Below are 24,339 nucleotides of genomic sequence, written 5' to 3'. Positions count from 1 at the left end.
AAGCAGGGGCCGATGACCGCCAACAAGCCCTTCGATGCTGATGCGGGCGACGAGGGCCAGTATCGCCGCCTGGTCAACGCCATCACCGACTACGGGATCTACATGCTGGACCCGGACGGCGTCATCACCAGCTGGAATCGCGGGGCCGAACGCTTCAAGGGTTATCGCGCGGCGGAAATCATCGGCCAGAGCTATGCCTGCTTCTTCACCGAGGAAGACCGCGCCGGCGGCAAGCCTCAGTCGGCGCTGGCGCTCGCGACCGCGACCGGGCGCTCCGAGGTCGAGGGCTGGCGGGTCCGCAAGGACGGCACGCGGTTCTGGGCGCATGCGGTGGTCGACCGTATCCTCGACGACGACGGCGCGGTCATCGGCTTTGCCAAGATCACCCGCGACATCACCGAGAAGCGCGAGGCGGCGCTGGCGCTCGAACAGGCCAACGAGAAGCTGCTCCAGTCGCAGAAGATGGAGGCCGTCGGTCAGCTTACGGGCGGTATCGCCCATGATTTCAACAACATGCTGACCGGCATCACCGGCAGCCTGGAATTGATGCAGAAGCGGGTCGAGCAGGGCCGCATCCAGGATCTGGACCGCTACATCGTCGCCGCCCAGGGTGCCGCCCGGCGCGCCGCGGCGCTGACGCACCGCCTGCTGGCCTTTTCCCGACAGCAGACGCTAGCCCCCAGGCCGACCGACGTGTCGCGGCTGGTGACCGGGATGGAAGAGCTGATCCGCCGGACGATGGGGCCGGCGATCATGGTCGAGTCGGTCGGGGCGGGCGGGCTGTGGACGACGAACATCGATCCGAACCAGCTCGAGAACGCACTGCTCAACCTGTGCCTCAACGCCCGCGACGCAATGCCCCGCGGCGGCCGGCTGACGATCGAGACCGCGAACAAGTGGCTCGACGAGCGCGGTGCCGCCGAGCGCGACCTGACGCCGGGCCAGTACGTCTCGCTGTGCGTCAGCGACGCTGGCAGCGGCATGGCCCCCGATGTCGTCAAGCGCGCCTTCGATCCATTCTTCACGACCAAGCCGCTCGGCTCCGGGACCGGGCTCGGCCTGTCGATGATCTACGGTTTCGTGCGGCAGTCGAACGGCCAGGCGCGGATCTACTCGGAAGTCGGCCAAGGGACGATGGTCTGCCTCTACCTGCCGCGGCACTACGGCGAGGCGGATGAGGCGGATGCGCCGGCGCAAAGCGACGCGCCCCGCGCCGAGGCCGGCGAGACCGTGCTCATCGTCGACGACGAGGCGACGATCCGCATGCTCGTCGCCGATATCCTCGAGGAGTGCGGCTATGCCTCGATCGAGGCCGAGACCGGGGCCGAGGGCCTCAAGCTGCTCCAGTCGGACGCGCGCATCGACCTGCTGGTCACCGACATCGGGCTGCCCGGGGGCATGAACGGCCGCCAGATGGCCGAGGCCGCGCGCGTCACGCGCCCCGACCTCAAAGTCCTGTTCATCACCGGCTATGCGGAGAACGCGGTGATCGCCGGCGGCATCGTCCTGCCCGGCACGCACGTCCTGACCAAGCCGTTCACCGTCGACGATCTGGTGCACCGGGTGCGCGCGATCATCACGGGCTGAACCCGCCATAGCATCACGGGCCGACCCTGGCGTAGCGCCGCCCTCCGAATTCGGGCAAACCGCCACGATGTCCACGACCTTCACCCTCGACACCGCGACCAGCCGGGCGACGCCGACGCCAGCCCCGATGAAGCGGCTGACGGTGCCCCGCATCGCGGCGTCGAAGGGCGGTACGCCGCTGGTCATGCTGACCGCGTACACGGCGCGGATGGCGCAGTTGCTCGACGCGCACTGCGACCTGCTCCTGGTCGGCGATTCGCTGGGGCAGGTGATCTACGGCCTCGACACCACCGTCCGCGTGACGCTCGAGATGATGTGCGCGCACGGCGCCGCCGTGGTGCGCGGCAGCTATCACAGCGTCGTCGTCGTCGACATGCCGTTCGGCAGCTATGAGTCCAGCCCGGAGCAAGCCTTCGAGAGTGCCGCGCGAGTCATGAAGGAAACCGGCGCGGCCGGGGTCAAGCTGGAGGGCGGCGCGGCGATGGCGCCGACGATCCGCTTCCTCGTCGAGCGCGGCATTCCGGTGATCGGCCACGTCGGGCTGACCCCGCAGGCAATCAACGTGCTCGGCGGTTACGGCGCGCGCGGGCGCTCCGATGCCGACGTCGCCAAGATCCTCGGCGATGCGCGCGCGGTGGCGGAGGCGGGGTGTTTCGCGCTCGTCGTCGAGGGCGTTGTCGAGCCGCTCGGGCTGGCGATTACCGAGGCGGTGGCCTGCCCGACGATCGGCATCGGCGCATCGGCGGCGTGCGACGGCCAGGTGCTGGTCATCGACGACATGCTCGGCATGTTCGAGCGAACGGCGCGCTTCGTTCGCCGCTTCGATGACTTCGCGGTGCGCATCGACAGCGCCGCCGCCACCTACGCGGCTGCCGTGCGCGACCGCAGCTTCCCGGGCGAGGCCGAGCTGTACGCTGCCAAGCCTGCAACCGGCGACGCGGTCTCCCCCCCTGTTGCCGCCGGTTAATCGCCCCGCCGTTATGCCCCTGACCTTATGTTTTGCGCGAAACGCAGCGCATCGCTAAGGTCCGCCGCGCCCGCCTCCCTTACGCATCCGAAAGAACCCCCTTGGCCCTGCCCGGTGAGACCGACGACAGCTTCATTCGCGAGGTCGACGAGGAATACCGCCGCGCCCAGCTGACCACCCTGTGGTCGCGCTGGGGCCGCTGGCTCGTGATCGGCGTCCTGGTGCTGCTCGCAGCGCTTGGCGGCTTCCTGTGGTGGCGGGCCGAGCAGGTCCGCTCGGCCGGCGTCGACGGCGAGGATTTCTCGCGCGCGCAGGCCAAGCTGGAGACCGGCAACACCCCCGAGGCCGCGCCGATCCTCGACCGGCTGGCGGCCACGTCCGGCGGCTACGCGGTCCTCGCCAAGCTGGCCCAAGCCTCGAACGCCATCCAGGCCGGCGATACCGCGAAGGCGACCGTACTCTATGACGCCATCGCCGCGGACACCAAGCAGCCACCGCCATTCCGCGAGCTGGCGCTGGTCCGCTCGACCCGGCTCAACTTCGACGCCCTGCCGCCCGCGACCGTGATCGCGCGCCTGAAGGACCTGAGCGTGCCCGGCAATCCGTGGTTCGGCGTCGCCGGGGAAATGACCGCGATCGCGCACCTCAAGGCCGGGCAACCGGCGCTGGCGGGCACGCTGCTCGCCAACATCGCCAACGACGCCAAGCTGCCGCCGACGCTGCGCGGCCGTGCCCAGCAGCTTGCGGGGTCGCTCGGCGCCGACATCAAGCCGCCCGTCGGGACGGTAACGCCCGCGACCGCAGCGACACAGCAGGGAGCCCGCTGATGCGCGCCATCCAGACTTTCGGCCGGGCCCTGGCACCGATCGGGCTATCGCTGGCGCTCGCCATGACGCTGAGCTCGTGCAAGATTTTCAAGGGTGGCAAGCCCAAGGTGACGACGGTCGGCGAGCGCGTGCCGGTGCTCGACTTCGAGACCCGCATCGACGCCGAGAGCGAACTCGCCGACATTCCGGTCCGCCTGCCGCCACCCGAGCTCAACGCCGACTGGCCGCAGCCCGGTGGCTCGCCGTCGAAGGCGATGGGGCATCTCAAGGTCGCCGATACGCTCGGCGTCGCGTGGACGGCCTCGATTGGTCGCGGCAGCAACAGCACGCGCCGCCTGAACGCTGCCCCGGTGATGGCCGACGGCCGCGTCTTCACGATGGATACCCAGGCGACTGTGCGGGCGTTCGATGCCGGCACCGGGCGCGAGGAGTGGGCGGCCCCGATCACCATCAAGAAAAAGGACGACCACGCAGCCTTCGGCGGCGGCGTCAGTGCCGGCGACGGGCGGGTGTATGCGACGACCGGCTACGGCGTCGTCGCGGCGTTCGACGCGAAGACCGGCGCACAGGTCTGGAAGGTCGCGCTTGGCGTGCCGTTCCGCGGTGCGCCGACGGTCGCGGGCGGCCGGGTCTATGCGCTGACCCAGGATAACCAGTTGTACGCGCTCAGCGGCGACAAGGGCGAGACCGTCTGGAACGTCGCCGGGACCGTCGAAGTCGCGGGCCTGCTCGGCGGCGGCGCTCCGGCGTTTGCGCAGGACACCATCGTTGTCGGCTATTCGAGCGGCGAATTGAACGCGCTGCGCTCCGAGAATGGCCGCACCGTGTGGACCGACGCACTCGCCCGCACCGGGCGGACGACGGCGCTCAACGCATTGACCGACATCGACGCCTCGCCGGTCATCGACCGTGGCCGGGTGTTCGCGATTGGTCACGGCGGTCGCATGGCGGCGATCGACCTCTCGACCGGGCAGCGGGTCTGGGAGCGCAACTTTGCGGGTGTCTCGACGCCCTGGATTGCGGGCGACTACGTCTATGCGGTGACGCTCGACGGCGAAGTCGTGTGCGCTGCCCGCGCCGATGGCAAGATCAAGTGGGTGACCCGCCTGCCGCGCTTCCAGAAGGCGAAAAAGAAGACCGGCCCGATCGAGTATGCCGGTCCGGTGCTGGCCTCCGATCGCCTGCTGGTTTCAGCCTCGAACCGCGAGCTGCTGACGCTGTCGCCGTACACCGGCAAGCTGATCTCGTCGGTCAAGCTGAAGGCCGCCGCCTATCTGCCGCCGATCGTCGCGGCGGGCACGGTGTACCTGCTCACCGACGACGGCAAGTTGACCGCCTACCGGTAGGCCGCGCGCCCGGTTCGACCGCATCGGCATAATCCGCTAACAGGCGGCGCATGTCCTCCCCCGTTAAACCTTCCGTCGTCATCGTCGGCCGCCCCAATGTCGGCAAGTCGACGCTGTTCAACCGCCTCGTCGGGCGCAAGCTGGCGCTCGTCGACGACACGCCCGGCGTCACCCGCGACCGCCGCGAGGGCGCCGCGACGCTGTTCGACCTCGACTTCACCATCGTCGACACGGCCGGCTTCGAGGATGCCGACGCAGCGACCTTGGCGGGCCGGATGCGCGTCCAGACCGACGCGGCGCTGGCGGGAGCGGACGTGGCGCTGCTGGTCTTCGATGCCCGCGCCGGCGTGACGCCGCTCGACCGGCACTTCGCGCAGTGGCTGCGTCAGCGTGATCGCCCGACCTTGCTCGTCGCCAACAAGGCCGAGGGCCGCGCCGGCGAGGGCGGGGTTGCGGAAAGTTATGCGCTCGGCTTCGGCGAGCCGATCCAGATTTCCGCCGAGCACGGCGAGGGGCTCGCCGACCTGTACGAGGCGCTGATGCCGCTGCTCGACCCGATCATCGCAGCGAACGTCGAGCCCGAGACCGAGCCCGACGACAGCGACGAGGCCGCCGCCGCGCGCCGCTACGCCGAGCCGCTCAAGCTCGCGATCGTCGGTCGCCCGAACGCCGGCAAGTCGACGCTGATCAACAAGCTGATCGGCGAGGCGCGGCTGGTCGTCGGCCCGGAGGCTGGCATCACCCGCGATTCGATCGCGATTCCGTGGGAATGGGCCGATTCTGTTACCGGCGACATGCGCGAAGTCCGGCTGATCGACACCGCAGGCCTGCGCAAGCGCGCCAAGGTCGTCGAGAAGCTCGAGCGCATGTCCGCAGCCGACACCAAGCACGCGGTCGACTTCGCCGAGGTCGTCGTGCTGCTGCTCGATGCGACGCTGGGGCTGGAGGCGCAGGACCTGCGCATCGCCGACCTGGTGCTCACGGAGGGGCGGGGCCTCATCGTGGTGCTCAACAAGTGGGACGCGGCGCACGACCAGAGCAGCCTGTTCCAGGGCGTCCGCAAGGCGCTCGACGAGGGCCTGGCGCAGATCAAGGGCGTACCGCTGCTGACCACCAGCGGCCAGACCGGCAAGGGCCTCGATGTGCTGATGAAGGTCGCGTTCGAGGCGCGCGACGCGTGGAGCCGCCGCGTCTCGACGAGCGCCCTCAACCGCTGGTTCGAAGCGGCGCTCGACCGCAACCCGCCGCCCGCACCGCACGGCCGCCGCATCAAGCTGCGCTACGCCACCCAGGTCGCGAGCCGCCCGCCGACCTTCGTGGTCTTCGGCAACCGCACCGACGAGTTGCCCGAAAGCTATCGCCGCTACCTGGTCAACGGGCTCCGCGACGAGTTGGGGTTTCAGGGCGTGCCGATCCGGCTGAATTTCCGGGGCGGCAAGAACCCTTTCGACCGGGATTAACCGCCGCCGCCTGGAGTGACTTGTCCTGAGTGACGCACCACGCTACCGGAACGAAGATTCCACTGTCCTACAGGAGAACAAAAGCCGAACATGAGCCGCGTTGGAGGAGTGATTCCGATGGTGTTGGATGGCTCGATGCTGGTCGGCGTCGCTGCGGTGCTGACGGCGGTTGCGGCGATTATCAAGGCGTTGCGCGAAAAGGATGGGGAGAAGGACTAGCGGCTGGCGAGGATCGCCGTCGCTGACTCGAGCCGCGTGGCATAGCGGTCGACGGCGGCGGCGGTGATCTTCGCATAGGCATCGGCATCGGCGAACCGGCGTTCCTCGATCGCCTCGCGCACGCCCGGCAGGGTCTTGGCGCCGTAACCGGTGAAGCGGCCCGGGGCGTAGATCATGTTGCGGTACCACGGGCGGCCGGGCAGGCCGCGATCGTCGAGCAGCAGCTGGTCGATGTCGCGCAGGCTGGCGTTGAGCCGGGTGCGCGCCGCCGGTGTCAGGCTGGCCCCGCGCGCCGTGTAGGCTGCGTCATAGGCCTTGGCGGCGGCGGACAAATGGGTGACCGCGTTCTCGAGCCCCGCGAATTCGATTGCCGGGGTCATCGACTCCGCAGCGGGTGCCGCGACCGGGTCAAGCGGGTCGCTGGCGAGCGCGAAGGCCTTGTCGGCAAGCAGCTTCGCCCGCTTGCCATCTTGGGTCCGGCGGTCGTCGGCGAGCTTCTTCACTTCGGTCAGGTAGCGCGCCACGGTGTCGGCGAAGTCGGCGTAGCGCGTCGGCGGCGTGTCCGCATCGGCGATCCGCAGGACCAGCCGTCCGACGGTCTTCGACAGCACGGCGCCATAAGCGAGGCCGGGGTCGTCGAATCTCGTGAAATGGTCGAAGCTGTCGTAGACCGAGTGATAGACGCCGCCCGACTGGTCCTCGCCGTCGTAGCCGATGTTGAGCGCCGGCACGCCGAGGTGCTGCAGGAACGACGAGAAATCCGACCCCGAGCCGAGCGCGCCGAGCGGAAAGTCGCCGCCCTTCTCGGCAGCGGCAAGATCATCCTCGGACACCCTCTGCTTGTCGTACGCACCGCTCAGGATCGCCGCGTTGCGGCGCTGGGCAACGCTGACCCCGGTCTGCGGGTCGGTGACGTCGGCGGCGACGCCGTTGACCAGGTGCTGCCACGCGTGGCTGCCCTCGGCCGAGAGGAAGCCGCGGCCGTTGCCGTCGGTGTTGATGTAGATCACCGCCTTGGCGCGGAGTTCCTTGGCGTGGGTCTCGGCGTATTCGGTCGAGCCGAGCAGCATCGGCTCCTCGCCGTCCCAGCTGGCGTAGACGATGGTGCGCGCCGGCCGCCACCCGCTCGCCCACAGGCCGCCGAGCGCCTTCGCCTCCGACATCATTGCGACGTTGCCCGACAGCGGGTCGCCCGCGCCGAACACCCAGCCGTCGTGGTGGTTACCGCGCACCACCCACTCGTCGGGCAGCGTCGCGCCCTTCAGCGTCGCGATGACGTCGTACAGCGTGCGCTGCTGCCAGTCGGACTTGACCGCGAGGTGGACCTTCACGCTGCCCTCGCCGCCAACATGATACGACAGCGGCAGCGCGCCCTGCCAATTGTCGGGCGCGCGGACGCCGCCCATCGCAGACAACAGCTTCGTGGCGTCCGCGTAGGACATCGGCAGCACGGGGATCTTCAGGATCGTCGTCGTGGCGGCGCGGGTCAGGCGCTTCGCACCGGGAACCGCGCCGATGCCGGGCGTCAGCGGGTCGCCGGGATAGGTCGTCATGTCGGCGACCGAGCCGCGCTGCACTGCGCTGGCCGGGCGCGAACCGCCCCTGGGATAGGTGTCGCCCTGCTTGTAACCGTCGTCGGCGGGGTCGGAATAGATGATGCAGCCGATCGCGCCGTGCTCCTGCGCGAGCTTAGGCTTGAGACCGCGCCAGCCGGCACCGTAGCGCGCCAGCACGATCTTGCCGCGCACGTCGATGCCGCGCCGGGCCAGCGCCGCATAATCGTCAGGCATGCCGTAGTTGACGTAGACCAGGGGCGCGGTGACATCGCCGTCGCCCTGGAACGCCACGTACGGCGGCAGCGCGCCCGACAGATCCTGCGAGGTCGCGTCGCCCGGAATCGGCGGCTCCTGCCCGCCCAGCACGATCCGCTCAGGCGCGATCATCTCGACGGTGGTCGAGATCGGCAGCGGATAAAGGACGCTGAACTCCTCGATGTGCGCGTCCCAGCCGAACGCCTTGAACTGCGACAGGATGAACTCGGCGTTGACCTTGTCGTGCGGGCTGGAGACGTGGTTCGGGGCCGACGACATGCGCTTCAGCCACGCGGTCTGGTCGGCGGCGCTGATGCTGGCATCGAAGGCGGCCTCGATCGCGGCCTGGCCGACCGGTGCGGCCGCATGGGCGGCTGTGGCGAGCGCCAGCGCACTGGCAAGGCTCGTGAAAATCAGGCTGCGCATCGGTTCGACCCCTTGATTACCGCGTGTTTCACAGCAAAGTCGGGGCGACGCAACGCCAGAACGGCGGCCTTGCCAGCCAAGGCATCCGGACCGCCTGTTGCCGCCGCCGATCACGCGGTTTAACCCGGCGGAAACCGCTGGGGAGACGTCGCGCCATGAAGCTCGCATCGCTGAAGGGTAGCCGCGACGGGCGGCTGGTGGTGGTCTCGCACGACCTCGCGTGGTGTGCCGACGCGCAGCACATCGCGCCGACGCTGCAGGCGGCGCTCGACGACTGGCACCATGTCGAACCCCGGCTACGGCTGCTGGCCGAGGACCTCGAGCACGCCGCGATCCCGCTCGACCGCTTCCACGAGCGCGAGGCGCTGAGCCCGCTGCCGCGCGCCCACCACTGGGTCGACGGCTCGGCCTACGTCAACCACGTCGAGCTGGTCCGCAAGGCCCGCGGGGCCGAGATGCCCGCCAGCTTCTGGACCGATCCCTTGGTCTACCAGGGCGGCAGCGACGACTTCACCCCGCCACGCGGTGACATCGTCGTCCCCGACGAAGCGTACGGGATCGACTTCGAGGCCGAGGTCGCGGTGATCGTCGACGACGTCCCGATGGGCTGCACCGAAGCCGAGGCGGGGGCCCACATCAAGCTCGTGATGCTGGTCAACGATGTGTCCCTCCGCAACCTGATCCCGGGCGAGCTGGGGAAGGGCTTCGGCTTCTACCAGTCGAAGCCGTCGACGGCGTTCTCGCCGGTGGCAGTCACCCCCGACGAGCTCGGCGCGGCGTGGAGCGGCAGCAAGCTCCACCGCCCATTGGCCTCGACGCTCAACGGCCAGGCGTTCGGGCATCCGGACGCCGGGGTCGACATGACTTTCTCCTTCGCCCGGCTGATCGCCCACGTGACGCGGACCCGCCGCCTCGGCGCGGGCGCGATCATCGGGTCGGGCACGGTCTCCAACAAGGACGGCGACCAGCCCGGACGGCCGGTGGCCGACGGCGGCGTCGGCTATTCGTGCCTCGCCGAGTTGCGCATGATCGAGACCATCGCCAGCGGCGCGCCAACGACGCCGTTCATGAAGTACGGCGACACCATCCGAATCGAGATGCCGGGCGACGGCGGCCACAGCATCTTCGGGGCGATCGAACAGGAAGTCGTAACGTCATGAATTCTATCGCCAACGACGGTACCGAAGCCAGCGACCGCATCCTCTACGACTATTGGCGCTCGTCCGCCGCCTACCGGGTGCGGATCGCGCTGAACGTGAAGGGCCTCGCTTATACCTCGAAGCCGGTCGACCTCCGCACCGGCGCGCAGTCCGGGGTCGGCTACACGATGCTCAATCCACAGGGGCTGATCCCCTTCCTGATCGACGGCGAGACCGGTATCGCGCAGAGCCTGGCGATCATCGAGTGGCTCGAGGAGACTTATCCGGAGCCGCAGCTGCTGCCTGGCGACGCGGCCATGCGCGCGCGCATCCGCGGTGCCGCGCTCGGCATCATCGCCGACCTCCATCCGCTCAACAACCTCCGGGTGCGGAAGTACCTCGCTGCCGAGATGGGCCACGACGAGGCGAGGATCGACGACTGGGGCCGGCACTGGATGGAGACCGGGCTTGCCCCGCTGGAGGAGCAGGCCGAACGCGCGACCGGGCTTTACCTGTTCGGCGATACGCCGACGCTCGCCGACGTCTGCCTGGTGCCGCAGCTGTACAACGCCCGGCGTGCGCAGGCCGATGTCGCGCGCTTCCCGGCGCTGGGCGAGATCGACAAGCGGCTGAACGCCCTGCCGGCGTTCCAGGCGGCGCGGCCGGAGCGGCAGCCGGGGGCCGACAGCTAGGGGACGGATCGCACCGGCACCGCCACGTTGCACACGTCGACACCGCCCGCGGGCTTGCCAAAAAACGGCTCGCTGCGGTTGGCGCGCGCCTCGATCAGCGACTTGAAGCTCGGCGAGGCGGTATCCATGACCTCGAAGCGGGGGCGCTCGGCCACCGGAAGATCGCTGGCGACACGGACGCGGGTGACGACCGTGCGCTCGGCCTCGGTCTTGTAGAAGCCCATTTCCTCGGTGCCGCGCGGCAGGGCGCTCCAGTTCGCCATGCCCTGCACGACCCGCCCGACGACCGCCATGTTGCGATCGAGATGGCGCGGCGCGTGGCCGATCACCGCGTACAACTCGGAGCCGTCGCCGGTGTCGGGGGCCAGGTTCCGCCCCGCGCCGACCATCGCATAGCAGTGAACCAGCCATTCGCGCCCACCCGCCCGTGCCACCGGCCAGCCGCGGTCGAAGCCGGCCTGCGCGGCATAGGCATCGCGGTAGGGCAGAGCCGTGAAGGTCTTGCCAGCCGGCCAGTCGTATTCGGCGGCGAGCTTGGGTCCGGGCGCGGAGTCGGTCGGGCCGGGGGTGGCGCCCGGTGTCGTGTCGCGCGATTCCTTCGCGGCGAACTGCACGACGTAATTGTCCTGGACCCGGACGACGCCACCACCCTCGAAGCTGCCGGCGCGGGCGAGGGCGCGGATCGCCGCGACATGCACCGGCGCGAACCAAGGCGCGAGCTGGATGACGACGCGCCCCTTGGCACTGTCGACCACGAGCAGGTCCTCGGGCGGCACTGCGAGCCAGGCGGCGGCGGGCGCGTCCTTCAGGATTTCGGCGGTGGTCGGTGCGGCGGCGGCGAGCGCAAGGCTGAGGAGGATCATGTGGGCCAGTGTAGGGGATCGAACTGCATTGTCATCCGGGCGCTATCGTCATCCCGGGCTCGACCCGGGACCCAGCTAACCCCGAGGGCGCTGTGCGGGGTTAGCTGGGTCCCGGGTCGAGCCCGGGATGACGATGCGTTGAAGCCGGCCGCGCCTCAGCGGCGCGGTGGCGGTCCGCGTCGCGGGCTCGGCGGACGCCGTGCCGGCTCTGGCGCAGCACCGGCAGCCTCGATGATCACACTTGGGTCGCCGTCGTCGGTGCGCTTCAGCGCCTGCACGAAGCGCTGGGCCAAGGGCGTCGGGATCTCGAACCGCGTCTCGCGGTCGAAAATGCGGATCGCGCCGATGTCGCGGCGGGTCAGGTGGCCGCGGCGGCACAGATAGGGCAGCAGCCAGCGCGGGTCGGCGTTGTTGACCCGGCCGGTGTTGACCCGGAACCAGACGACATCCTCGAAGCCCGCGCGTGCCGCCTCGGGCTCGCCCCGCTGGGGTGGGCCGGTGTCGGTCAATTCCTCAGGGGTAGGCAGCGAGGCGCGGTAGCGGCGGAGCAATGCGGCGGTGATCGCCACCGCGTCCTTCTGCGCCAGCAGCGCCTCGGCGGCGGCGGTGTCGTCGCCGGCCTCGCCGATCTCGTCGATCAGGCGGGCATCGTCCTTCTCGGCGATCGCGGCGGCGGTCGGCACGTCCTCCCATGTGGCGCGGATGTTGGCTTCGCGGAGCATGCCCTCGGCGCGGCGACGCTTGGGGTAGGGCACGAGGACGACGCAGACGCCCTTCTTGCCGGCGCGCCCGGTACGGCCCGAGCGGTGCTGGAGCACCTCGGCATCGTGCGGCAGCTCGGCGTGGATAACGAGGCCGAGGTCGGGCAGGTCGAGGCCGCGCGCCGCGACGTCGGTAGCGACGCAGACGCGGGCACGGCGGTCACGGAGCGCCTGCAAGGCGTGGGTGCGCTCGGACTGGCTCAGCTCACCCGATAGGGCGACGGCGGAGAAACCGCGCTCGACGAGGTTGGCATGCAGGCGGCGGACGCCTTCGCGGGTCGCGGCGAAGACCATCGCGGCACCGGAGTCGAAGTAGCGCAGGACGTTGACGACCGCGGCCTCGAGGTCGTTCGGGGCGACGCGGACCGCGCGGTAGTCGATGTCGCCGTGCGCCTCGGCGGCGCTGCCGACCTGGAGGCGCTCGGCGTTGCGCTGATAGCGCTTTGCCAGTGCCTGGATCGGCTTGGGCAGGGTCGCGGAGAAGAGGAGCGTGCGGCGCTCGGTCGGGACCTGGTCGAGAATCTCCTCGAGGTCGTCGCGGAAACCGAGGTCGAGCATCTCGTCGGCCTCGTCGAGAACGACGGTGCGGAGGTCCGTCGTCGCGAGGTTGCCGCGCTCGAGGTGATCGCGCAGGCGGCCCGGTGTGCCGACGACGATGTGGCTGCCGCGGCTGAGCGTGCGGGCCTCGTCGCGGACGTTCATACCGCCGACGCAGGTGGCGACGACGCCGCCCGCTCCGGCGAACAGCCACTCGAGCTCGCGCGCGACCTGCAGGGCAAGTTCGCGGGTCGGGGCTATGATCAGCGCGAGCGGCGCACCGGCGCGGGCGAAGCGCTCGGCCTCGCCGAGCAGGGGGCCGGCCATCGCAAGGCCATAGGCAACGGTCTTGCCGCTGCCGGTCTGAGCCGAGACGATGAGGTCGCGGGTGGCGTCGGCAGCGAGGACGGCAGCCTGGACGGGGGTGGGCTCGGCATAGCCGCGCTCCACCAACGCGCTCGCAAGCGCGGGGTGTGTGGTACTGAAGGGCATAAGGTCGCCTACACGGTGAATGGGGCGGGCGTGAGGCGGAGTTGCCTGACGCGCGCCAGCGTACGATTGTCGACTATAGCACAGCAATGAAAGCACTGGGGGAGCGGCAAATGGCGTGGGGCTGGACACTAGCGGCAGCGGCAATGTTGGCGGCTTCCCCGGTATTGGCGGGACCACCCGAGCTGGACAGACTGTTCGCCGAGTGGCGAGTATTCGAGGCGTCGGGGACCCGCGACGGCGCGCCCGACTACACCCCGGCGGCGATGACCGCGAAGGCGGCGGCGCTGAAGACCTGGCAGGCGCGGCTGGCGAAGTTTGATCGCAGCGGCTGGCCGGTCGCGGACCAGGTCGACTGGAACCTCGTCCGCGCCGAGATGAACGGGCTCGACTTCGACCTCCACGTCCTCAAGCCATGGCAGCGCGACCCGGCGTTCTACATCTCGCTGTGGACCTCGCAGAGCGACACGCCCGCCCATGAAGGCCCCGTCCACCATGCGCCGATCGAGCTGTGGCAGTACAGTTTCCCGCTCGACGCGGCGGCGCAGGCGAAGCTGGCGGGCGAACTGCACGGCATCGCGCCGCTGCTCAGGCAGGCGCGCGGCAACCTGACCGGCAACGCGCGCGACTTGTGGACTTCGGGGACCATCAGCGTCGGCGAGCAGGCGAGCGGGCTCGACGAGCTGGCGACCAGGATCACCGGTGCCAGCCCCGAACTGAAGGCGGCGGTCGCCGAGGCGCAGGCGGCGACCGCCGAGTATATCGCGTGGCTGACCGCGGAGGCGCCGAAGAAGACCGGGCCGTCCGGGGTCGGGATCGAGAACTACGACTGGTACCTGAAGAACGTCCAGCTTTCGCCCCTGACCTGGGTCGGCGAGGTCGCGATCCTCAAGCGCGAGCTCGGGCGGGCGCACTCGGCGCTGCGGCTCGAGGAACACAACCACCGCGACCTGCCGCCGCTGGTCGGTGCGGCGGACGAGGCGGCCTACACGGTCCAGGCCCAGGCAGCGGTGCGGCGCTACATCGACTTCGCGCGCGACAACGACATTTTCACGGTGCACGACTACATGGCGCCGGCGCTGCTGGCGAAGATCGGGCATTATGTCCCGCCCGAGAAGCAGGACTTCTTCACCATCGTCCAGCACCGCGCGCCGCTGGCGCTGTGGATGCACTGGTACCACTGGTTCGACCTCGCAGTGATGCGGACCGACCCGAACCCCGATCCGATCCGGCGCGGCGCATTGCTGTACAATATCTGGGACACGCGGTCGGAGGGCTTCGCCACCGCGAACGAGGAGATGATGCTTCACGCCGGGCTGTTCGACGTGTCGCCGCGCGAGCGCGAGGTGGTGTGGATCATGGCGGCGCAGCGGGCGGCGCGGGGGCTGGCGTCGCTGTACGCGCAGGCGAACCAAATCGACCTCAAGGCGGCGCAGGCGATGCAGGTGGCGCGCACGCCCAACGGCTGGATGAGCCCGACGCTGCCGCTGGTGGGGTTCGAGCAGGGCCTCTACCTGCGCCAGCCGGGCTATGGCACCAGCTACATCACCGGCAAATACCAGGTCGACAAATTGTTCGACGAACTGTTCGAGACCAAGCCCGGATTCACGGTCAAGCAATTCTACGACGGGCTGAACGGCTTCGGGATGATACCGCCATCGATGGTGCGCTGGCAGTGGGTGGGGAACGACGACGAGGCTAAGGCGATCGGGGCGGAGCAGGCGATCACGCCCGCTCTACCCCTCGCGACCAGCGAGCCGAGCGACCCGAAGGTCAAGCCTTCGCCTCGAATTCCAGCGCCACGCCGTTGATACAGTGGCGCAGCCCCGTCTCCGCCGGTCCATCGGGGAACACATGCCCCAAATGCCCGCCGCACTTGGCGCAATGGACCTCGGTGCGGGTCATGCCGAACTTCTTGTCGACGCTGGTCTCGACGGCTCCGGGGATCTCGCGGAAGAAGCTCGGCCAGCCGCTGCCGCTGTCATACTTGGCACCGGAGTCGTAGACCGGCGTGCCGCAGCCGGCGCAGTGATAGACGCCGGTGCGCTTCTCGAAGTTCAGTTCGCTGGTGCCGGCGCGCTCGGTGCCATGATCGCGCAGCACATGGCGCGCCTCAGGGCTGAGCTGGTCGTCACGGACGGGGATAGTGGGGGTGTCGGTCATCGGGGGGCACTCCTTCGTGCCCCGATATAGGGTCGCGCCTTTACCGGTAAAAGACGTGGTTCCCGATGCGGCTGACGCGCTGCATGTTGCCCCAGGCAACGTTGACGCGGGTGGCGTGGAACGACATCGCGCGCGGTGCGACCTCGAGCCAGCGCTGGGCCTGGGCGATGACGGCGATGGCCTGCGCGACGCGGTAATCCGGCGACGTCGTGTTGACGGTGCGGCGGGCGAACGTGAACTGGCCGGGCTGGTCGACGACACCGCAGACGCTGTCGGCATAATGGCCCGAGGCGACGCGGTTGATGATCACCTGGGCGACCGCGAGCTGGCCCTCGAGGGGCTCGCCGCGGGCTTCGAAGAACACCGCCTTGGCGAGGCACTTGGCGTCGGCGCCGAGCGGAGCGGCGGGGAGGTCGACGACCTGGCCGACGAGGGTGCGGAGGCTGGCCGGCGGGGCGATGGCGACGTCGGCGGCAGACGTCTCGTCCGACTGGTCGAGGGCGGCAGTGTCGGCGACGACTGCGGGGGTCGGGTAGAGAGCGGGGGTCAGGGTGTTTTCGGAAGCCGTGGCGGTCGCGGTGACTACGCTCTGCGGCAGCTCGCCAGCGGCGAGGAGTGCGAACCCGGCAAGCATGATGCCTGCAATTCGGGTAACATTATGGAACCTAAGGGTCATTCACTCGTCTGCTACCCACGGCCTGGCTTCCGGTCCGCATTCGCTCGGCGTAGTTTGTATTCGTGCCGAACGTCGCTGGGCTGAACCGGATCAGGACCGCTTGGGTTGATCATCGCCAGCCCCGCCCACGGGTCCGACGTTTTCGTTAATCCGGCATGCAGAAACAGTGGTGGGCGATCAACCCGTCGTTATTGTTTCGTCGATGAACCGTGCCGGATCCGGGGTGTCGAGTTCAATTACCCACAAGTCGGGGTCGTAGCGGCGCTGGCGTTCGAGCCAGTTGTCGACCGAGTCTCCGCTCGCGGTCTCGCGCCATTCATAGCCGCCGTTGGCATTCATCAGCCGCTGCAGCGCACGGGTGTGGTTGCCGCGGCGATGAACGACGACAGCGCTGCCCGCCACTGCATCGCCCCTGTGGAGCACGGTCGCGAAATCGCCCGCCGCGTTGACCCGGCGGACCAGCGCGTTGACCCAAATCACGGCCGCAAGGCGCGGCTCGCTCAGGTGTAGTCCGCCAACGACGCGAGCGGAATTCGCGAGCGCATGAAGGTGCCGGTGCCGCGCCCGACCTCCTCGCCGCTGGCATCGGTAAGCCAGCTTTCGGCGATCAGCACCCGCCGCGCTCCGGACACCCAGCGCCCCTCGGCAACGATGGGCCCCTCGCGCAACGGCCGCGACATCAGGATGTTGAACGCGGTGGTCAGCATGAACACTTCGGGCACCAGGCTATTCGCCGCATAGAAAGCCGCGTCGTCGAGCACCTTGAAATACAGTGTGCCGTGGACCGCGCCGGCGGCGTGAAAGTGCTCGGGTGTCGCGTTCATCTCGATCCGGGTCGTGCCCGGACCGGTGACGGTCAGCGTGGAGGCGAAGGCGCGGTTGATCGGCGCGCCCGCGTACAGCCGTTCGAGCGCGCGGAAATGCTCGACGTTCGGAGCCTGATCGTCACCGGTCATCGGTCGGCCGCCTAGGAGCGCGGCTCGACCCAGCCGATGCTGCCGTCCTCGCGGCGATAGACCATGTTGTGCGCGCCCGTACCGCTGTTACGGAACAGCAGCGCCGTGGTGTTGCGCAGGTCGAGCATCATCACCGCGTCGCCGACGGTCGCGTCGGGAATGTCGACGCGGGTCTCGGCGATGACCAGCGGGTTATCCTCCGGCTCCTCCTCGGCGGCGGCGAAGATGGTGTAGGCGGCGTTGTCGATCTCGGGAATGACGGCTCCGTTCTGGACGGCGTTGCCGGGGCCGTGGCGGTCCTTCAGGCGGCGCATGTAGCGGCGCAGCTGCTTCTCGATCCGGTCGGCAGCACCGTCGAAGGCGGCCTGCGCGAGCTGGGCGCGTCCAGCCCCCTTGAGGATCAGGTCGGCCATGACGTGCATGATGATATCGCAGGTGAAGTCGCCGTGCGGACCGGAGCCGAGCGTCACGGTCGACTTGAGGGCACGCGGAAAATGCTTGGTGACGATCGCCGTGAGCCGGGTCTCGACGTGCTCGCGGAAGGCGGCACCGGCGTCGACCTGGTGGCCCGAAACGCGAATGTCCATAAAACTGGCTCCTCTTACTTTCGAAGCCCGTCAGTCTAGCGCCGAAACCAAGGTCAGGACAACCAGACCGGGTCCTTCAGCGTCGCGATAAAGGCGGCGTGGCGCAGCAATTCAGCGTCGGAGGCGGCAAAGGCGCGCGCCGCGTGGACGGTGCGCTCGACCGGGGCCGCGTCCTCGACCAGCTCGGCGGCGAGGTCGAAGCCGATCTGGCGGCCGCCGGTGAGCTCCACATAGACCCGCGCCAGCAGCTCAGCGTCGATCAGCGCGCCGTGCTTGGTCCGCGCCGACAGGTCGACGCCGTAGCGGTTGCACAAGGCGTCGAGGGTGTGTTTCGCGCCGGGGTGCTTCTTGCGCGACAGTTCGAGGGTGCAGACGGCGCGGGTGTCGGGGATGATCCGCATGCCGCAGCGCTTCAGTTCGTAGTTGATAAAGCCGAAGTCGAAGACCGCGTTATGGGCGACCAGCGGCGAGTCTTCGATGAAGGCCAGGAACTCGTCGACGACCGCCTCGAACACCGGCTGACCAGTCAGGAACGCCGAGCTGAGCCCGTGGATCGCCTGGCTGTCCTTGGGCATCGGGCGGCACGGGTCGATGTACGTGTGGAAGGTTTTTCCGGTCAGGACGCGCCCGACCATCTCGAGAGCGCCGATCTCGACGACGCGGTGGCCGTCGCCGGGCATGATGCCGGTGGTTTCAGTGTCGAAGACGATTTCACGCATGCCGTGCATATCGGGGAACCGGGGCCTTCAAACAAGCCACAAGGCGTTTGACGGCGCGCCGCGTTACCTGCCGGCCGCATCCGGTCGGGATGACGACGTCGGCAAGCGCGCGCTTCTCGGCGTCGGGCATCTGCTGCCTCAGGATCGCGGCGAATTTCGCGGGCGTCATGCCGGGCCGGGCGAGGACGCGGGAGGCTTGGACCTCAGGCGGAGCCGATACCACGACGACGACGTCGACCTTATCGGCACCGCCCATCTCGAACAGCAACGGCTGGTCGAGGACCACCACCGGCTCGCGACGATGCCTGAGCAGGAAGCGCTTCTGCGCCGCGCCGACCATCGGGTGGATGATCGCTTCAAGCCGTTTGAGCGCTACGGGATCGCCGAACACGAGAGCGCCGAGCTTGCCCCGGTCGAGGCCGGCTTGGGAGGTTGTGCCGGGGAATTCGGCCTCGATGGCGGGCAGCGCCGCGCCGCCGGGGGCCTGCAGGACGTGGACCGTCGCATCGGCGTCGAAGACCGGCACGCCGAGGCGCTCGAACATGTCCGCCACGGTCGACTTGCCCATGCCAATGGAGCCGGTCAGGCCGACGATCAGGCTCATTTGGCGACCAGCAGAGCGCGTAGTTCGGCGTCGTGCTCGCGCGGCGGTGCCGCCCCGAAGAACAATTCGAACGCGACCGCCGCCTGCCCGACCAGCATCTCGAGACCGTCGATGGTGTCCAGGTCGCGGGCACGGGCGGCGGCGAGGAGCGGGGTCTCGAGCGGCGCATAGACGACGTCGTAGACCACCGCGCCCTCGAGCAGCGGCGACAGGTCGAGGTCGAGCGGCGGCTGACCGGCCATGCCGAGCGAACTGGCGTTGACCAGCAACGCGGCCGCCGGCAGCCGAGCGGTCATAGGCTTGACGTCGCCCTCGAGCCCGAACTGCGCGAGCAGTCCCATTGCCTTCAAGGGCGACCGCGCCAGCATGGTGACGGGGCCGACCCCAGACTTCAACAGCGCGAACAGCACCGCGCGGGCGGCACCGCCGGCGCCCACAACGACGACCGGCGCACCTTCGAGGTCGAACCCGGCGAGCGGCGCGTAGAAGCCGGCAGCATCGGTGTTGGTCCCGACGACCGCGCCATCCTGCCGGAACACGGTGTTCATCGCGCCGATGCTGGCGCGAACGCCCCCGGGGTCGCCGACGTGGTCGATGACCGCGATCTTGTGCGGGATGGTGACGTTGCTGCCGCGCCAGTCGGGGTCGGCGGTGCGGCGCGCGATGTGCGCGGCGAGGTCGGCGGGGTCGACCCGAGTGGCGACATAATCCGCATCGATGCCGAGCTTCGCGAGCCAGAATTTGTGGATCAGCGGGGATTTCGAGTGCGCGATCGGGTCGCCGATGACCTCGGCATAGGGGCGGGTCACGACGCCAGCACCCCCCGCACCCTTAGAAAATCCAGCACCGGCAGCAGCGGCAGCCCCATCACCGTGAAATGATCCCCGTCGATCCGGCTGAACAATTGCGCCCCCAGCCCTTCGATCCGGTACGCCCCGACCGAGCCGAGCACCGCGTCGCCCTCCTGGTCGAGGTACGCCGCGATGAAGGCGTCGCTCAGCGGCCGCATCGACAGCCGCGCGGTGTCGACGACGCGCCACACCACCGCGCCGTCCATGGCGATGACCGCGCCGCAGACGAGCCGGTGGTCGCGGCCCATCAGGCGGCGCAGGTGGGCCTCGGCCCCGGCCCGGCCCTCGGGCTTGTCGAGCAGCGCGCCGTCGTGAGTTTCGAGGATCTGGTCGCTGCCGAGCACCAGCGCACCAGGCACGCGGCGCGACAGCTTGAGCGCCTTCATCTCGGCGAGCGTGTCGGCGACTTCGCGCGCACCCGCACCGGCGGCGACCATCGAGACCTTGATCTCGCTCTCGTCGACGTTGGGCGCGACCGCCTCGAACTTGACGCCGGCACCGCGCAGCATCGCCTGGCGGCTGCTGCTCGTCGACGCGAGCACGATCATGCCCGTCATTCGGGAACCTCGACGCCGCGCGCCGCGTCACGCGCCTGCACGAGATTGATGATCGCCGCAGCGCTTTCCTCGATCGAGCGCCGCGTCACGTCGATCACCGGCACGTCGTGATCGGCGAACAAACGCCGGGCGTAGGCGACCTCGGCGGCGACCCGGTCGAGCTCGACGTAGTCGGTGTCGGTGGCGCTGCCCATCGTCAGCAGGCGGTTGCGGCGGATCGCGACGAGGCGCTCCGGCGACGTCGTCAGCCCGACGACGAGCGGGCGTTGCAGCGTGAACAGCGACGCCGGCGGCGGCGATTGCGGCACGACCGGCATGTTGGCAGTCTTGTAGCCACGATTGGCGAGATAGATCGCGGTCGGCGTCTTGGAAGTTCGCGACACGCCCGCGAGCACGATATCGGCTTCCTCCCAGTTTTCGCTCTGCTGGCCGTCGTCGTGGACCATGGTGAAGTTGATCGCGTCGACCCGGCGAAAATAGGCCGCGTCCATGATGTGCTGGCGACCGGGCCGGGTCGTCGCCGACTGGCCGAGCAGGTCCGACAGCGCATCGATGGTCGGGTCGAGCGCCGACACCATCGGCAGGCCCATGGTGATGCAGCGATGCTCGAGCCGGGTGCGAACCGGGCCCGTGACCAATGTGTAGAGGACCAGCCCGGGGCGCTTGGCGATCTCCTCCATGACCCGGTCGAGATGGCCTTCGCTGCGCACCATCGGCCAGAAATGCTTGATCGCCTCGACGCCCTCGAAGCGCGCCAGACCAGCTTTTGCTACCGATTCCAGCGTCTCCCCGGTCGAATCGGAGACGAGGTGGAGGTGCAGCCGGGTCACCGTCGGGCAAGTCTGTGGATAAGCATCGGAGCGAGGGTTAGTGATGCGGCCGAAAACCGGCAAGCCCGGGTTTTTCCCGGTTTCCGCCGACTCCCGTCTTGCCAGCCCACATCCAGGAAGAATCCACAGGCAGCCCTGTGGACAACGGGGACAACTTTAACGACTCGCCGGATTCAGGCGAGTCGGCGACCCGCTGCGGTGTGGACTGAATCGGTCGACGGGACTTATCCCCGGCATCCCCCGAACTACTACCACTGCCATTCTTCTAAAGACTCTTTGCAAGGTTGTGGTGTGGCGGGCATTGAGCGGTGGCGCCGGTCGACGGCGGCTTGCACAGGACAACCGGTGATCACCACGCCGCCGCCCGCCTCGCCGATTCTTGCCGTGCTCGGCGGCGATATCCTCGACATCCCGCCGCTTTGGCTGATGCGACAAGCCGGGCGCTACCTGCCCGAATACCGCGCGCTGCGGCAGGAGAAGGGCGGCTTCCTCGAACTCGTCTATGACAGCGAGTCCGCTGCCGAGGTTACGCTCCAGCCGATCCGCCGCTTCGGCCTCGACGGCGCGATCCTGTTCTCGGACATATTGATCGTCCCCCACGCGCTTGGGCAGGACCTGAGCTTCGGGGTCGGCGAGGGGCCGCGTCTGACGCCACCCTTGCTCGATGGTGCCTTCGATGCCCTCGATGCCGCCCCTGAGCGCTTCCTGCCGGTCTACGAGACCGTGCGGCGGGTGCGGGCCGCCCTCGACCCCGAAGTCGCCATGCTGGGCTTTGCAGGGTCACCGTGGACGGTCGCGACCTACATGGTGGCGGGCCAGGGCTCCAAGGACCACGCCGAGGCGCGCCGCCTGGCCTACCGCGACCCGGTCGCGTTCCAGGCGCTCATCGACCGCATCGTCCACACCACCGTCGATTATCTTTCGGGCCAGATCGCGGCGGGGGCGCAGGCAGTGCAGCTGTTCGACAGTTGGTCGGGCAGTCTCGCGCCGGCCGAATTCGAGCGCTGGGTGATCGCGCCGACCGCCGACATCGTCGGGCGCCTGATGGTCCGCCACGGCGACGTGCCGATCATCGGCTTCCCCAAGGGTGCGGGCGCCAAGCTCGCGGCGTACGCGGCCGAAACCGGCATCGACGCGGTCGGGCTCGACGAGACCATCGACCCGGGCTGGGCGGACGCGATGCTGCCGCCGGGGATGCCGGTGCAGGGCAACGTCGACCCGCTCGCCCTGATCGCCGGCGGCGAGCCCTTGCGCGAAAGCGTCGCGCGGGTCCGTGCCGCCTTCGAAGGCCGGCCGCACATCATGAACCTCGGCCACGGCATCCTCCAGGACACGCCGATCGCGCACGTCGAGGAGTTCATTGCGCTGGTTAGGGGCGGGTGATGATCGGCTGGCTCGGTGACGCTTATCCCTGGGTCAAGGCGCTCCATGTCATCGCGGTGATCTTCTGGATCGCCGGGCTGTTCATGCTGCCGCGCTTCCTGGTCTACCAGATGGCGACGGTGCCGGGTTCGCCCGAGGACGCTTTGTGGAACGAGCGCAATGCCCGCATCAAGCGGATCATCCTCAACCCCGGCATCGTGCTGGTCTGGATCCTCGGGCTGATGGTCGCGACCAGCTACGGCTTCGCGGGCGCGGGCTGGCTCCACGCCAAGATCGCGATCGTGGTCCTGCTGTCGGGCTACCACGGCTGGTTGAGCGGCACCGCCAAGAAATTCGCACGCGGGCTCAGGCCCTATTCCGAGCGCACGATGCGACTGCTCAACGAAGTCCCGGCGCTGGCGACGATCGTCATCGTCGTGCTGGTGGTGGTCAAGCCATTCTGAACCAGGCGCCGTCATCGCCGTCCTGAAGATTCGTTCCGACCCTCCACCTTGACGATCCCGCCTTGACGCTGGCGGTCGTGCCGCTTACGTCGGGGTCAGCACCGTCATCCTGGCGGGCCGCTCACCAGTCCGCCATCGCCAGACCTTACTGCGACAGCGCCCGGACTCCAGTCTCAGAGACACGCATGCATCTTCACGACCTGAAGCGCAAAACCCCCGCCGAACTCGTTGCCATGGCCGAGGAACTCGGGGTCGAGAACGCTTCGACACTGCGCAAGCAGGACATCCAGTTCGCCATTCTCAAGACCGAGGCCGACAACGGCAAGATGATCATGGGCACCGGCACCGTCGAGGTCATGCCCGACGGCTTCGGCTTCCTGCGCTCCGCCGAGTCGAACTACCTCGCGGGCCCCGACGACATCTACGTCTCGCCCCAGCAGGTCCGCAAGTTCGGCGTCCGCACCGGCGACACGCTCGAGGGTGAGATCCGCGCGCCCAAGGACGGCGAGCGCTATTTCGCGCTGACCAAGCTGACCGCGATCAACTTCGACGATCCCGATGTCGTCCGCCATCGCGTCAACTTCGACAATCTGACGCCGCTGTATCCGGATGAGAAACTGCGCTTCGACACGCTCGATCCGACCGTCAAGGACAAGTCGGCGCGGGTCATCGACATCATCGCGCCGCTCGGCAAGGGCCAGCGCTGCCTGATCGTCGCGCCGCCGCGGGTCGGCAAGACGATCATGATGCAGAACATCGCCCGGGCGATCTCGACCAACCACCCGGAGATCTACCTGATCGTGCTGCTCATCGACGAGCGGCCCGAGGAAGTCACCGACATGCAGCGCACGGTCAACGGCGAGGTCATCAGCTCGACCTTCGACGAGCCCGCGACGCGCCACGTCCAGGTCGCCGAGATGGTCATCGAGAAGGCCAAGCGCCTCGTCGAGCACAAGCGCGACGTCGTCATCCTGCTCGACAACATCACGCGCCTCGGCCGCGCCTACAACACCGTCGTGCCGTCGTCGGGCAAGGTGCTGACCGGCGGTGTCGACGCCAACGCGCTGCAGCGCCCGAAGCGCTTTTTCGGTGCGGCCCGCAACATCGAGGAAGGCGGCTCGCTGACGATCATCTCGACCGCGCTGATCGACACCGGCAGCCGCATGGACGAGGTCATCTTCGAGGAGTTCAAGGGCACCGGTAACTCCGAAATCATCCTCGACCGCAAGATCGCCGACAAGCGCGTCTTCCCGGCCATCGACATCGGCAAGTCCGGCACTCGCAAGGAGGAGCTGCTGGTCGACAAGCAGACCCTGTCCAAGATGTGGGTCCTGCGCCGCATCCTGATGCAGATGGGCACCATCGACGCGATGGAGTTCCTGCTCGACAAGATGAAGGACTCGAAGACCAACGAGGACTTCTTCGACGCGATGAATCACTAGCGAG

24 protein-coding genes are annotated in these 24,339 nt (G+C 68.7%); 11 read left to right on the top strand and 13 right to left on the bottom strand.

All coding sequences use genetic code 11. From position 1 onward, the window contains the following. Nucleotides 1–12 precede the first annotated feature (12 nt). The 5 genes from KX816_20130 to der all read left to right on the top strand — a co-directional run bounded on the left by KX816_20130 (nucleotide 13) and on the right by der (nucleotide 6,187). Complete coding sequence (locus tag KX816_20130; protein ID QXQ06427.1) at nucleotides 13–1,587, top strand: PAS domain S-box protein; 1,575 nt, start codon at nucleotides 13–15, stop codon at nucleotides 1,585–1,587. A gap of 67 nt (nucleotides 1,588–1,654) precedes the next feature. Further along, nucleotides 1,655–2,554, top strand: a complete 900-nt coding sequence (panB, locus tag KX816_20125; protein ID QXQ06426.1) for a 3-methyl-2-oxobutanoate hydroxymethyltransferase — start codon at nucleotides 1,655–1,657, stop codon at nucleotides 2,552–2,554. A 101-nt stretch (nucleotides 2,555–2,655) separates the two neighbouring features. After that, the gene (locus tag KX816_20120) at nucleotides 2,656–3,381 is read left to right on the top strand and encodes a tetratricopeptide repeat protein (GenBank protein QXQ06425.1); all 726 of its coding nucleotides are present in this window, start codon (nucleotides 2,656–2,658) and stop codon (nucleotides 3,379–3,381) included. Beyond that, a complete protein-coding gene (locus tag KX816_20115; protein ID QXQ06424.1) occupies nucleotides 3,381–4,727 on the top strand; it encodes a PQQ-like beta-propeller repeat protein in 1,347 nt (448 codons plus the stop codon). Before KX816_20120 ends, KX816_20115 begins: the two co-directional genes overlap by 1 nt. A gap of 50 nt (nucleotides 4,728–4,777) precedes the next feature. Continuing rightward, nucleotides 4,778–6,187, top strand: coding sequence for a ribosome biogenesis GTPase Der (gene der / locus KX816_20110; GenBank protein QXQ06423.1), 1,410 nt, complete (start codon nucleotides 4,778–4,780; stop codon nucleotides 6,185–6,187). 215 nt (nucleotides 6,188–6,402) lie between these two features. Here the strand turns inward: der and KX816_20105 are convergent, their stop codons facing one another. Continuing rightward, complete coding sequence (locus KX816_20105) at nucleotides 6,403–8,643, bottom strand: M28 family peptidase (protein QXQ06422.1); 2,241 nt, start codon at nucleotides 8,641–8,643, stop codon at nucleotides 6,403–6,405. A gap of 155 nt (nucleotides 8,644–8,798) precedes the next feature. Here KX816_20105 and KX816_20100 point away from each other — a divergent pair, with 155 nt between their 5' ends. Then, nucleotides 8,799–9,803 (top strand): fumarylacetoacetate hydrolase family protein, encoded by a 1,005-nt coding sequence (locus KX816_20100; GenBank protein QXQ06421.1) that lies wholly within the window; start codon nucleotides 8,799–8,801, stop codon nucleotides 9,801–9,803. Further along, nucleotides 9,800–10,474, top strand: coding sequence for a maleylacetoacetate isomerase (maiA, locus tag KX816_20095; GenBank protein QXQ06420.1), 675 nt, complete (start codon nucleotides 9,800–9,802; stop codon nucleotides 10,472–10,474). Before KX816_20100 ends, maiA begins: the two co-directional genes overlap by 4 nt. On the opposite strand, the gene KX816_20090 is transcribed toward maiA, so the two are convergent. Both KX816_20090 and KX816_20085 read right to left on the bottom strand, forming a co-directional pair. Then, nucleotides 10,471–11,337: a peptidylprolyl isomerase gene (locus KX816_20090; GenBank protein ID QXQ06419.1), complete on the bottom strand. Its 867-nt coding sequence runs from the start codon at nucleotides 11,335–11,337 to the stop codon at nucleotides 10,471–10,473. The two genes, maiA and KX816_20090, sit on opposite strands and share 4 nt — an antisense overlap. A 155-nt stretch (nucleotides 11,338–11,492) precedes the next feature. Further along, nucleotides 11,493–13,127, bottom strand: coding sequence for a DEAD/DEAH box helicase (locus KX816_20085; GenBank protein QXQ06418.1), 1,635 nt, complete (start codon nucleotides 13,125–13,127; stop codon nucleotides 11,493–11,495). A gap of 86 nt (nucleotides 13,128–13,213) precedes the next feature. Here KX816_20085 and KX816_20080 point away from each other — a divergent pair, with 86 nt between their 5' ends. Continuing rightward, entirely contained in the window at nucleotides 13,214–14,935 is a 1,722-nt protein-coding gene (locus tag KX816_20080; GenBank protein ID QXQ06417.1) for a DUF885 family protein, read from the top strand. Here the strand turns inward: KX816_20080 and msrB are convergent. The 10 genes from msrB to KX816_20030 form a co-directional block, all read right to left on the bottom strand. Beyond that, nucleotides 14,898–15,287, bottom strand: a complete 390-nt coding sequence (gene msrB, locus KX816_20075; GenBank protein ID QXQ06416.1) for a peptide-methionine (R)-S-oxide reductase MsrB — start codon at nucleotides 15,285–15,287, stop codon at nucleotides 14,898–14,900. The genes KX816_20080 and msrB overlap by 38 nt on opposite strands. A 40-nt stretch (nucleotides 15,288–15,327) precedes the next feature. Then, the gene (locus tag KX816_20070; protein QXQ06415.1) at nucleotides 15,328–15,921 is read right to left on the bottom strand and encodes a cell wall hydrolase; all 594 of its coding nucleotides are present in this window, start codon (nucleotides 15,919–15,921) and stop codon (nucleotides 15,328–15,330) included. 219 nt (nucleotides 15,922–16,140) lie between these two features. Beyond that, the gene (locus KX816_20065) at nucleotides 16,141–16,443 is read right to left on the bottom strand and encodes a DUF1491 family protein (protein ID QXQ06414.1); all 303 of its coding nucleotides are present in this window, start codon (nucleotides 16,441–16,443) and stop codon (nucleotides 16,141–16,143) included. 20 nt (nucleotides 16,444–16,463) lie between these two features. After that, a complete protein-coding gene (locus tag KX816_20060; GenBank protein QXQ06413.1) occupies nucleotides 16,464–16,919 on the bottom strand; it encodes a PaaI family thioesterase in 456 nt (151 codons plus the stop codon). An 11-nt stretch (nucleotides 16,920–16,930) separates the two neighbouring features. Next, on the bottom strand, nucleotides 16,931–17,506 hold the full coding sequence (raiA, locus tag KX816_20055; protein QXQ06412.1) for a ribosome-associated translation inhibitor RaiA: 576 nt from the start codon (nucleotides 17,504–17,506) through the stop codon (nucleotides 16,931–16,933). A 53-nt stretch (nucleotides 17,507–17,559) separates the two neighbouring features. Beyond that, the gene (gene dnaQ / locus KX816_20050; GenBank protein QXQ06411.1) at nucleotides 17,560–18,225 is read right to left on the bottom strand and encodes a DNA polymerase III subunit epsilon; all 666 of its coding nucleotides are present in this window, start codon (nucleotides 18,223–18,225) and stop codon (nucleotides 17,560–17,562) included. Further along, nucleotides 18,218–18,829: a dephospho-CoA kinase gene (gene coaE / locus KX816_20045; GenBank protein QXQ06410.1), complete on the bottom strand. Its 612-nt coding sequence runs from the start codon at nucleotides 18,827–18,829 to the stop codon at nucleotides 18,218–18,220. The genes dnaQ and coaE overlap by 8 nt, the downstream gene beginning before the upstream one ends. After that, the gene (locus KX816_20040; GenBank protein QXQ06409.1) at nucleotides 18,826–19,638 is read right to left on the bottom strand and encodes a shikimate dehydrogenase; all 813 of its coding nucleotides are present in this window, start codon (nucleotides 19,636–19,638) and stop codon (nucleotides 18,826–18,828) included. The genes coaE and KX816_20040 overlap by 4 nt, the downstream gene beginning before the upstream one ends. Continuing rightward, the gene (locus KX816_20035) at nucleotides 19,635–20,228 is read right to left on the bottom strand and encodes a Maf family protein (GenBank protein ID QXQ08707.1); all 594 of its coding nucleotides are present in this window, start codon (nucleotides 20,226–20,228) and stop codon (nucleotides 19,635–19,637) included. Before KX816_20035 ends, KX816_20040 begins: the two co-directional genes overlap by 4 nt. Nucleotides 20,229–20,233: 5 nt before the next feature. Then, complete coding sequence (locus tag KX816_20030) at nucleotides 20,234–21,067, bottom strand: kinase/pyrophosphorylase (GenBank protein ID QXQ06408.1); 834 nt, start codon at nucleotides 21,065–21,067, stop codon at nucleotides 20,234–20,236. On the opposite strand from KX816_20030, the gene hemE reads away from it, so the two are divergent. From hemE to rho, 3 genes are all read left to right on the top strand, one after another. Further along, nucleotides 20,960–22,450: a uroporphyrinogen decarboxylase gene (gene hemE / locus KX816_20025; GenBank protein QXQ06407.1), complete on the top strand. Its 1,491-nt coding sequence runs from the start codon at nucleotides 20,960–20,962 to the stop codon at nucleotides 22,448–22,450. The genes KX816_20030 and hemE overlap by 108 nt on opposite strands. Continuing rightward, complete coding sequence (locus KX816_20020) at nucleotides 22,450–22,893, top strand: CopD family protein (protein ID QXQ06406.1); 444 nt, start codon at nucleotides 22,450–22,452, stop codon at nucleotides 22,891–22,893. The genes hemE and KX816_20020 overlap by 1 nt, the downstream gene beginning before the upstream one ends. Nucleotides 22,894–23,078: 185 nt before the next feature. Continuing rightward, nucleotides 23,079–24,335, top strand: coding sequence for a transcription termination factor Rho (gene rho, locus KX816_20015; protein QXQ06405.1), 1,257 nt, complete (start codon nucleotides 23,079–23,081; stop codon nucleotides 24,333–24,335). Nucleotides 24,336–24,339: the final 4 nt, after the last annotated feature.

This window comes from Sphingosinicellaceae bacterium, from assembly GCA_019285715.1.
Taxonomy (GTDB): Bacteria; Pseudomonadota; Alphaproteobacteria; order Sphingomonadales; family Sphingomonadaceae; genus Glacieibacterium.
The sequence above is the reverse complement of the archived record's forward strand: the minus strand, read 5'-3'. Positions and strand labels throughout refer to the sequence as shown.

What these genes read in the sequence shown, in the direction of transcription:
- KX816_20130 (QXQ06427.1), top strand. Translation starts at nt 13, where the DNA reads ATGACCGCCAACAAGCCCTTCGATGCTGATGCGGGCGACGAGGGCCAG.
- panB (QXQ06426.1), top strand. Translation starts at nt 1,655, where the DNA reads ATGTCCACGACCTTCACCCTCGACACCGCGACCAGCCGGGCGACGCCG.
- KX816_20115 (QXQ06424.1), top strand. Translation starts at nt 3,381, where the DNA reads ATGCGCGCCATCCAGACTTTCGGCCGGGCCCTGGCACCGATCGGGCTA.
- der (QXQ06423.1), top strand. Translation starts at nt 4,778, where the DNA reads ATGTCCTCCCCCGTTAAACCTTCCGTCGTCATCGTCGGCCGCCCCAAT.
- KX816_20105 (QXQ06422.1), bottom strand. Translation starts at nt 8,643, where the DNA reads ATGCGCAGCCTGATTTTCACGAGCCTTGCCAGTGCGCTGGCGCTCGCC.
- KX816_20100 (QXQ06421.1), top strand. Translation starts at nt 8,799, where the DNA reads ATGAAGCTCGCATCGCTGAAGGGTAGCCGCGACGGGCGGCTGGTGGTG.
- maiA (QXQ06420.1), top strand. Translation starts at nt 9,800, where the DNA reads ATGAATTCTATCGCCAACGACGGTACCGAAGCCAGCGACCGCATCCTC.
- KX816_20090 (QXQ06419.1), bottom strand. Translation starts at nt 11,337, where the DNA reads ATGATCCTCCTCAGCCTTGCGCTCGCCGCCGCCGCACCGACCACCGCC.
- KX816_20085 (QXQ06418.1), bottom strand. Translation starts at nt 13,127, where the DNA reads ATGCCCTTCAGTACCACACACCCCGCGCTTGCGAGCGCGTTGGTGGAG.
- KX816_20080 (QXQ06417.1), top strand. Translation starts at nt 13,214, where the DNA reads ATGAAAGCACTGGGGGAGCGGCAAATGGCGTGGGGCTGGACACTAGCG.
- msrB (QXQ06416.1), bottom strand. Translation starts at nt 15,287, where the DNA reads ATGACCGACACCCCCACTATCCCCGTCCGTGACGACCAGCTCAGCCCT.
- KX816_20070 (QXQ06415.1), bottom strand. Translation starts at nt 15,921, where the DNA reads ATGCTTGCCGGGTTCGCACTCCTCGCCGCTGGCGAGCTGCCGCAGAGC.
- KX816_20060 (QXQ06413.1), bottom strand. Translation starts at nt 16,919, where the DNA reads ATGACCGGTGACGATCAGGCTCCGAACGTCGAGCATTTCCGCGCGCTC.
- raiA (QXQ06412.1), bottom strand. Translation starts at nt 17,506, where the DNA reads ATGGACATTCGCGTTTCGGGCCACCAGGTCGACGCCGGTGCCGCCTTC.
- dnaQ (QXQ06411.1), bottom strand. Translation starts at nt 18,225, where the DNA reads ATGCGTGAAATCGTCTTCGACACTGAAACCACCGGCATCATGCCCGGC.
- coaE (QXQ06410.1), bottom strand. Translation starts at nt 18,829, where the DNA reads ATGAGCCTGATCGTCGGCCTGACCGGCTCCATTGGCATGGGCAAGTCG.
- KX816_20035 (QXQ08707.1), bottom strand. Translation starts at nt 20,228, where the DNA reads ATGATCGTGCTCGCGTCGACGAGCAGCAGCCGCCAGGCGATGCTGCGC.
- hemE (QXQ06407.1), top strand. Translation starts at nt 20,960, where the DNA reads ATGCTTGATCGCCTCGACGCCCTCGAAGCGCGCCAGACCAGCTTTTGC.
- KX816_20020 (QXQ06406.1), top strand. Translation starts at nt 22,450, where the DNA reads ATGATCGGCTGGCTCGGTGACGCTTATCCCTGGGTCAAGGCGCTCCAT.
- rho (QXQ06405.1), top strand. Translation starts at nt 23,079, where the DNA reads ATGCATCTTCACGACCTGAAGCGCAAAACCCCCGCCGAACTCGTTGCC.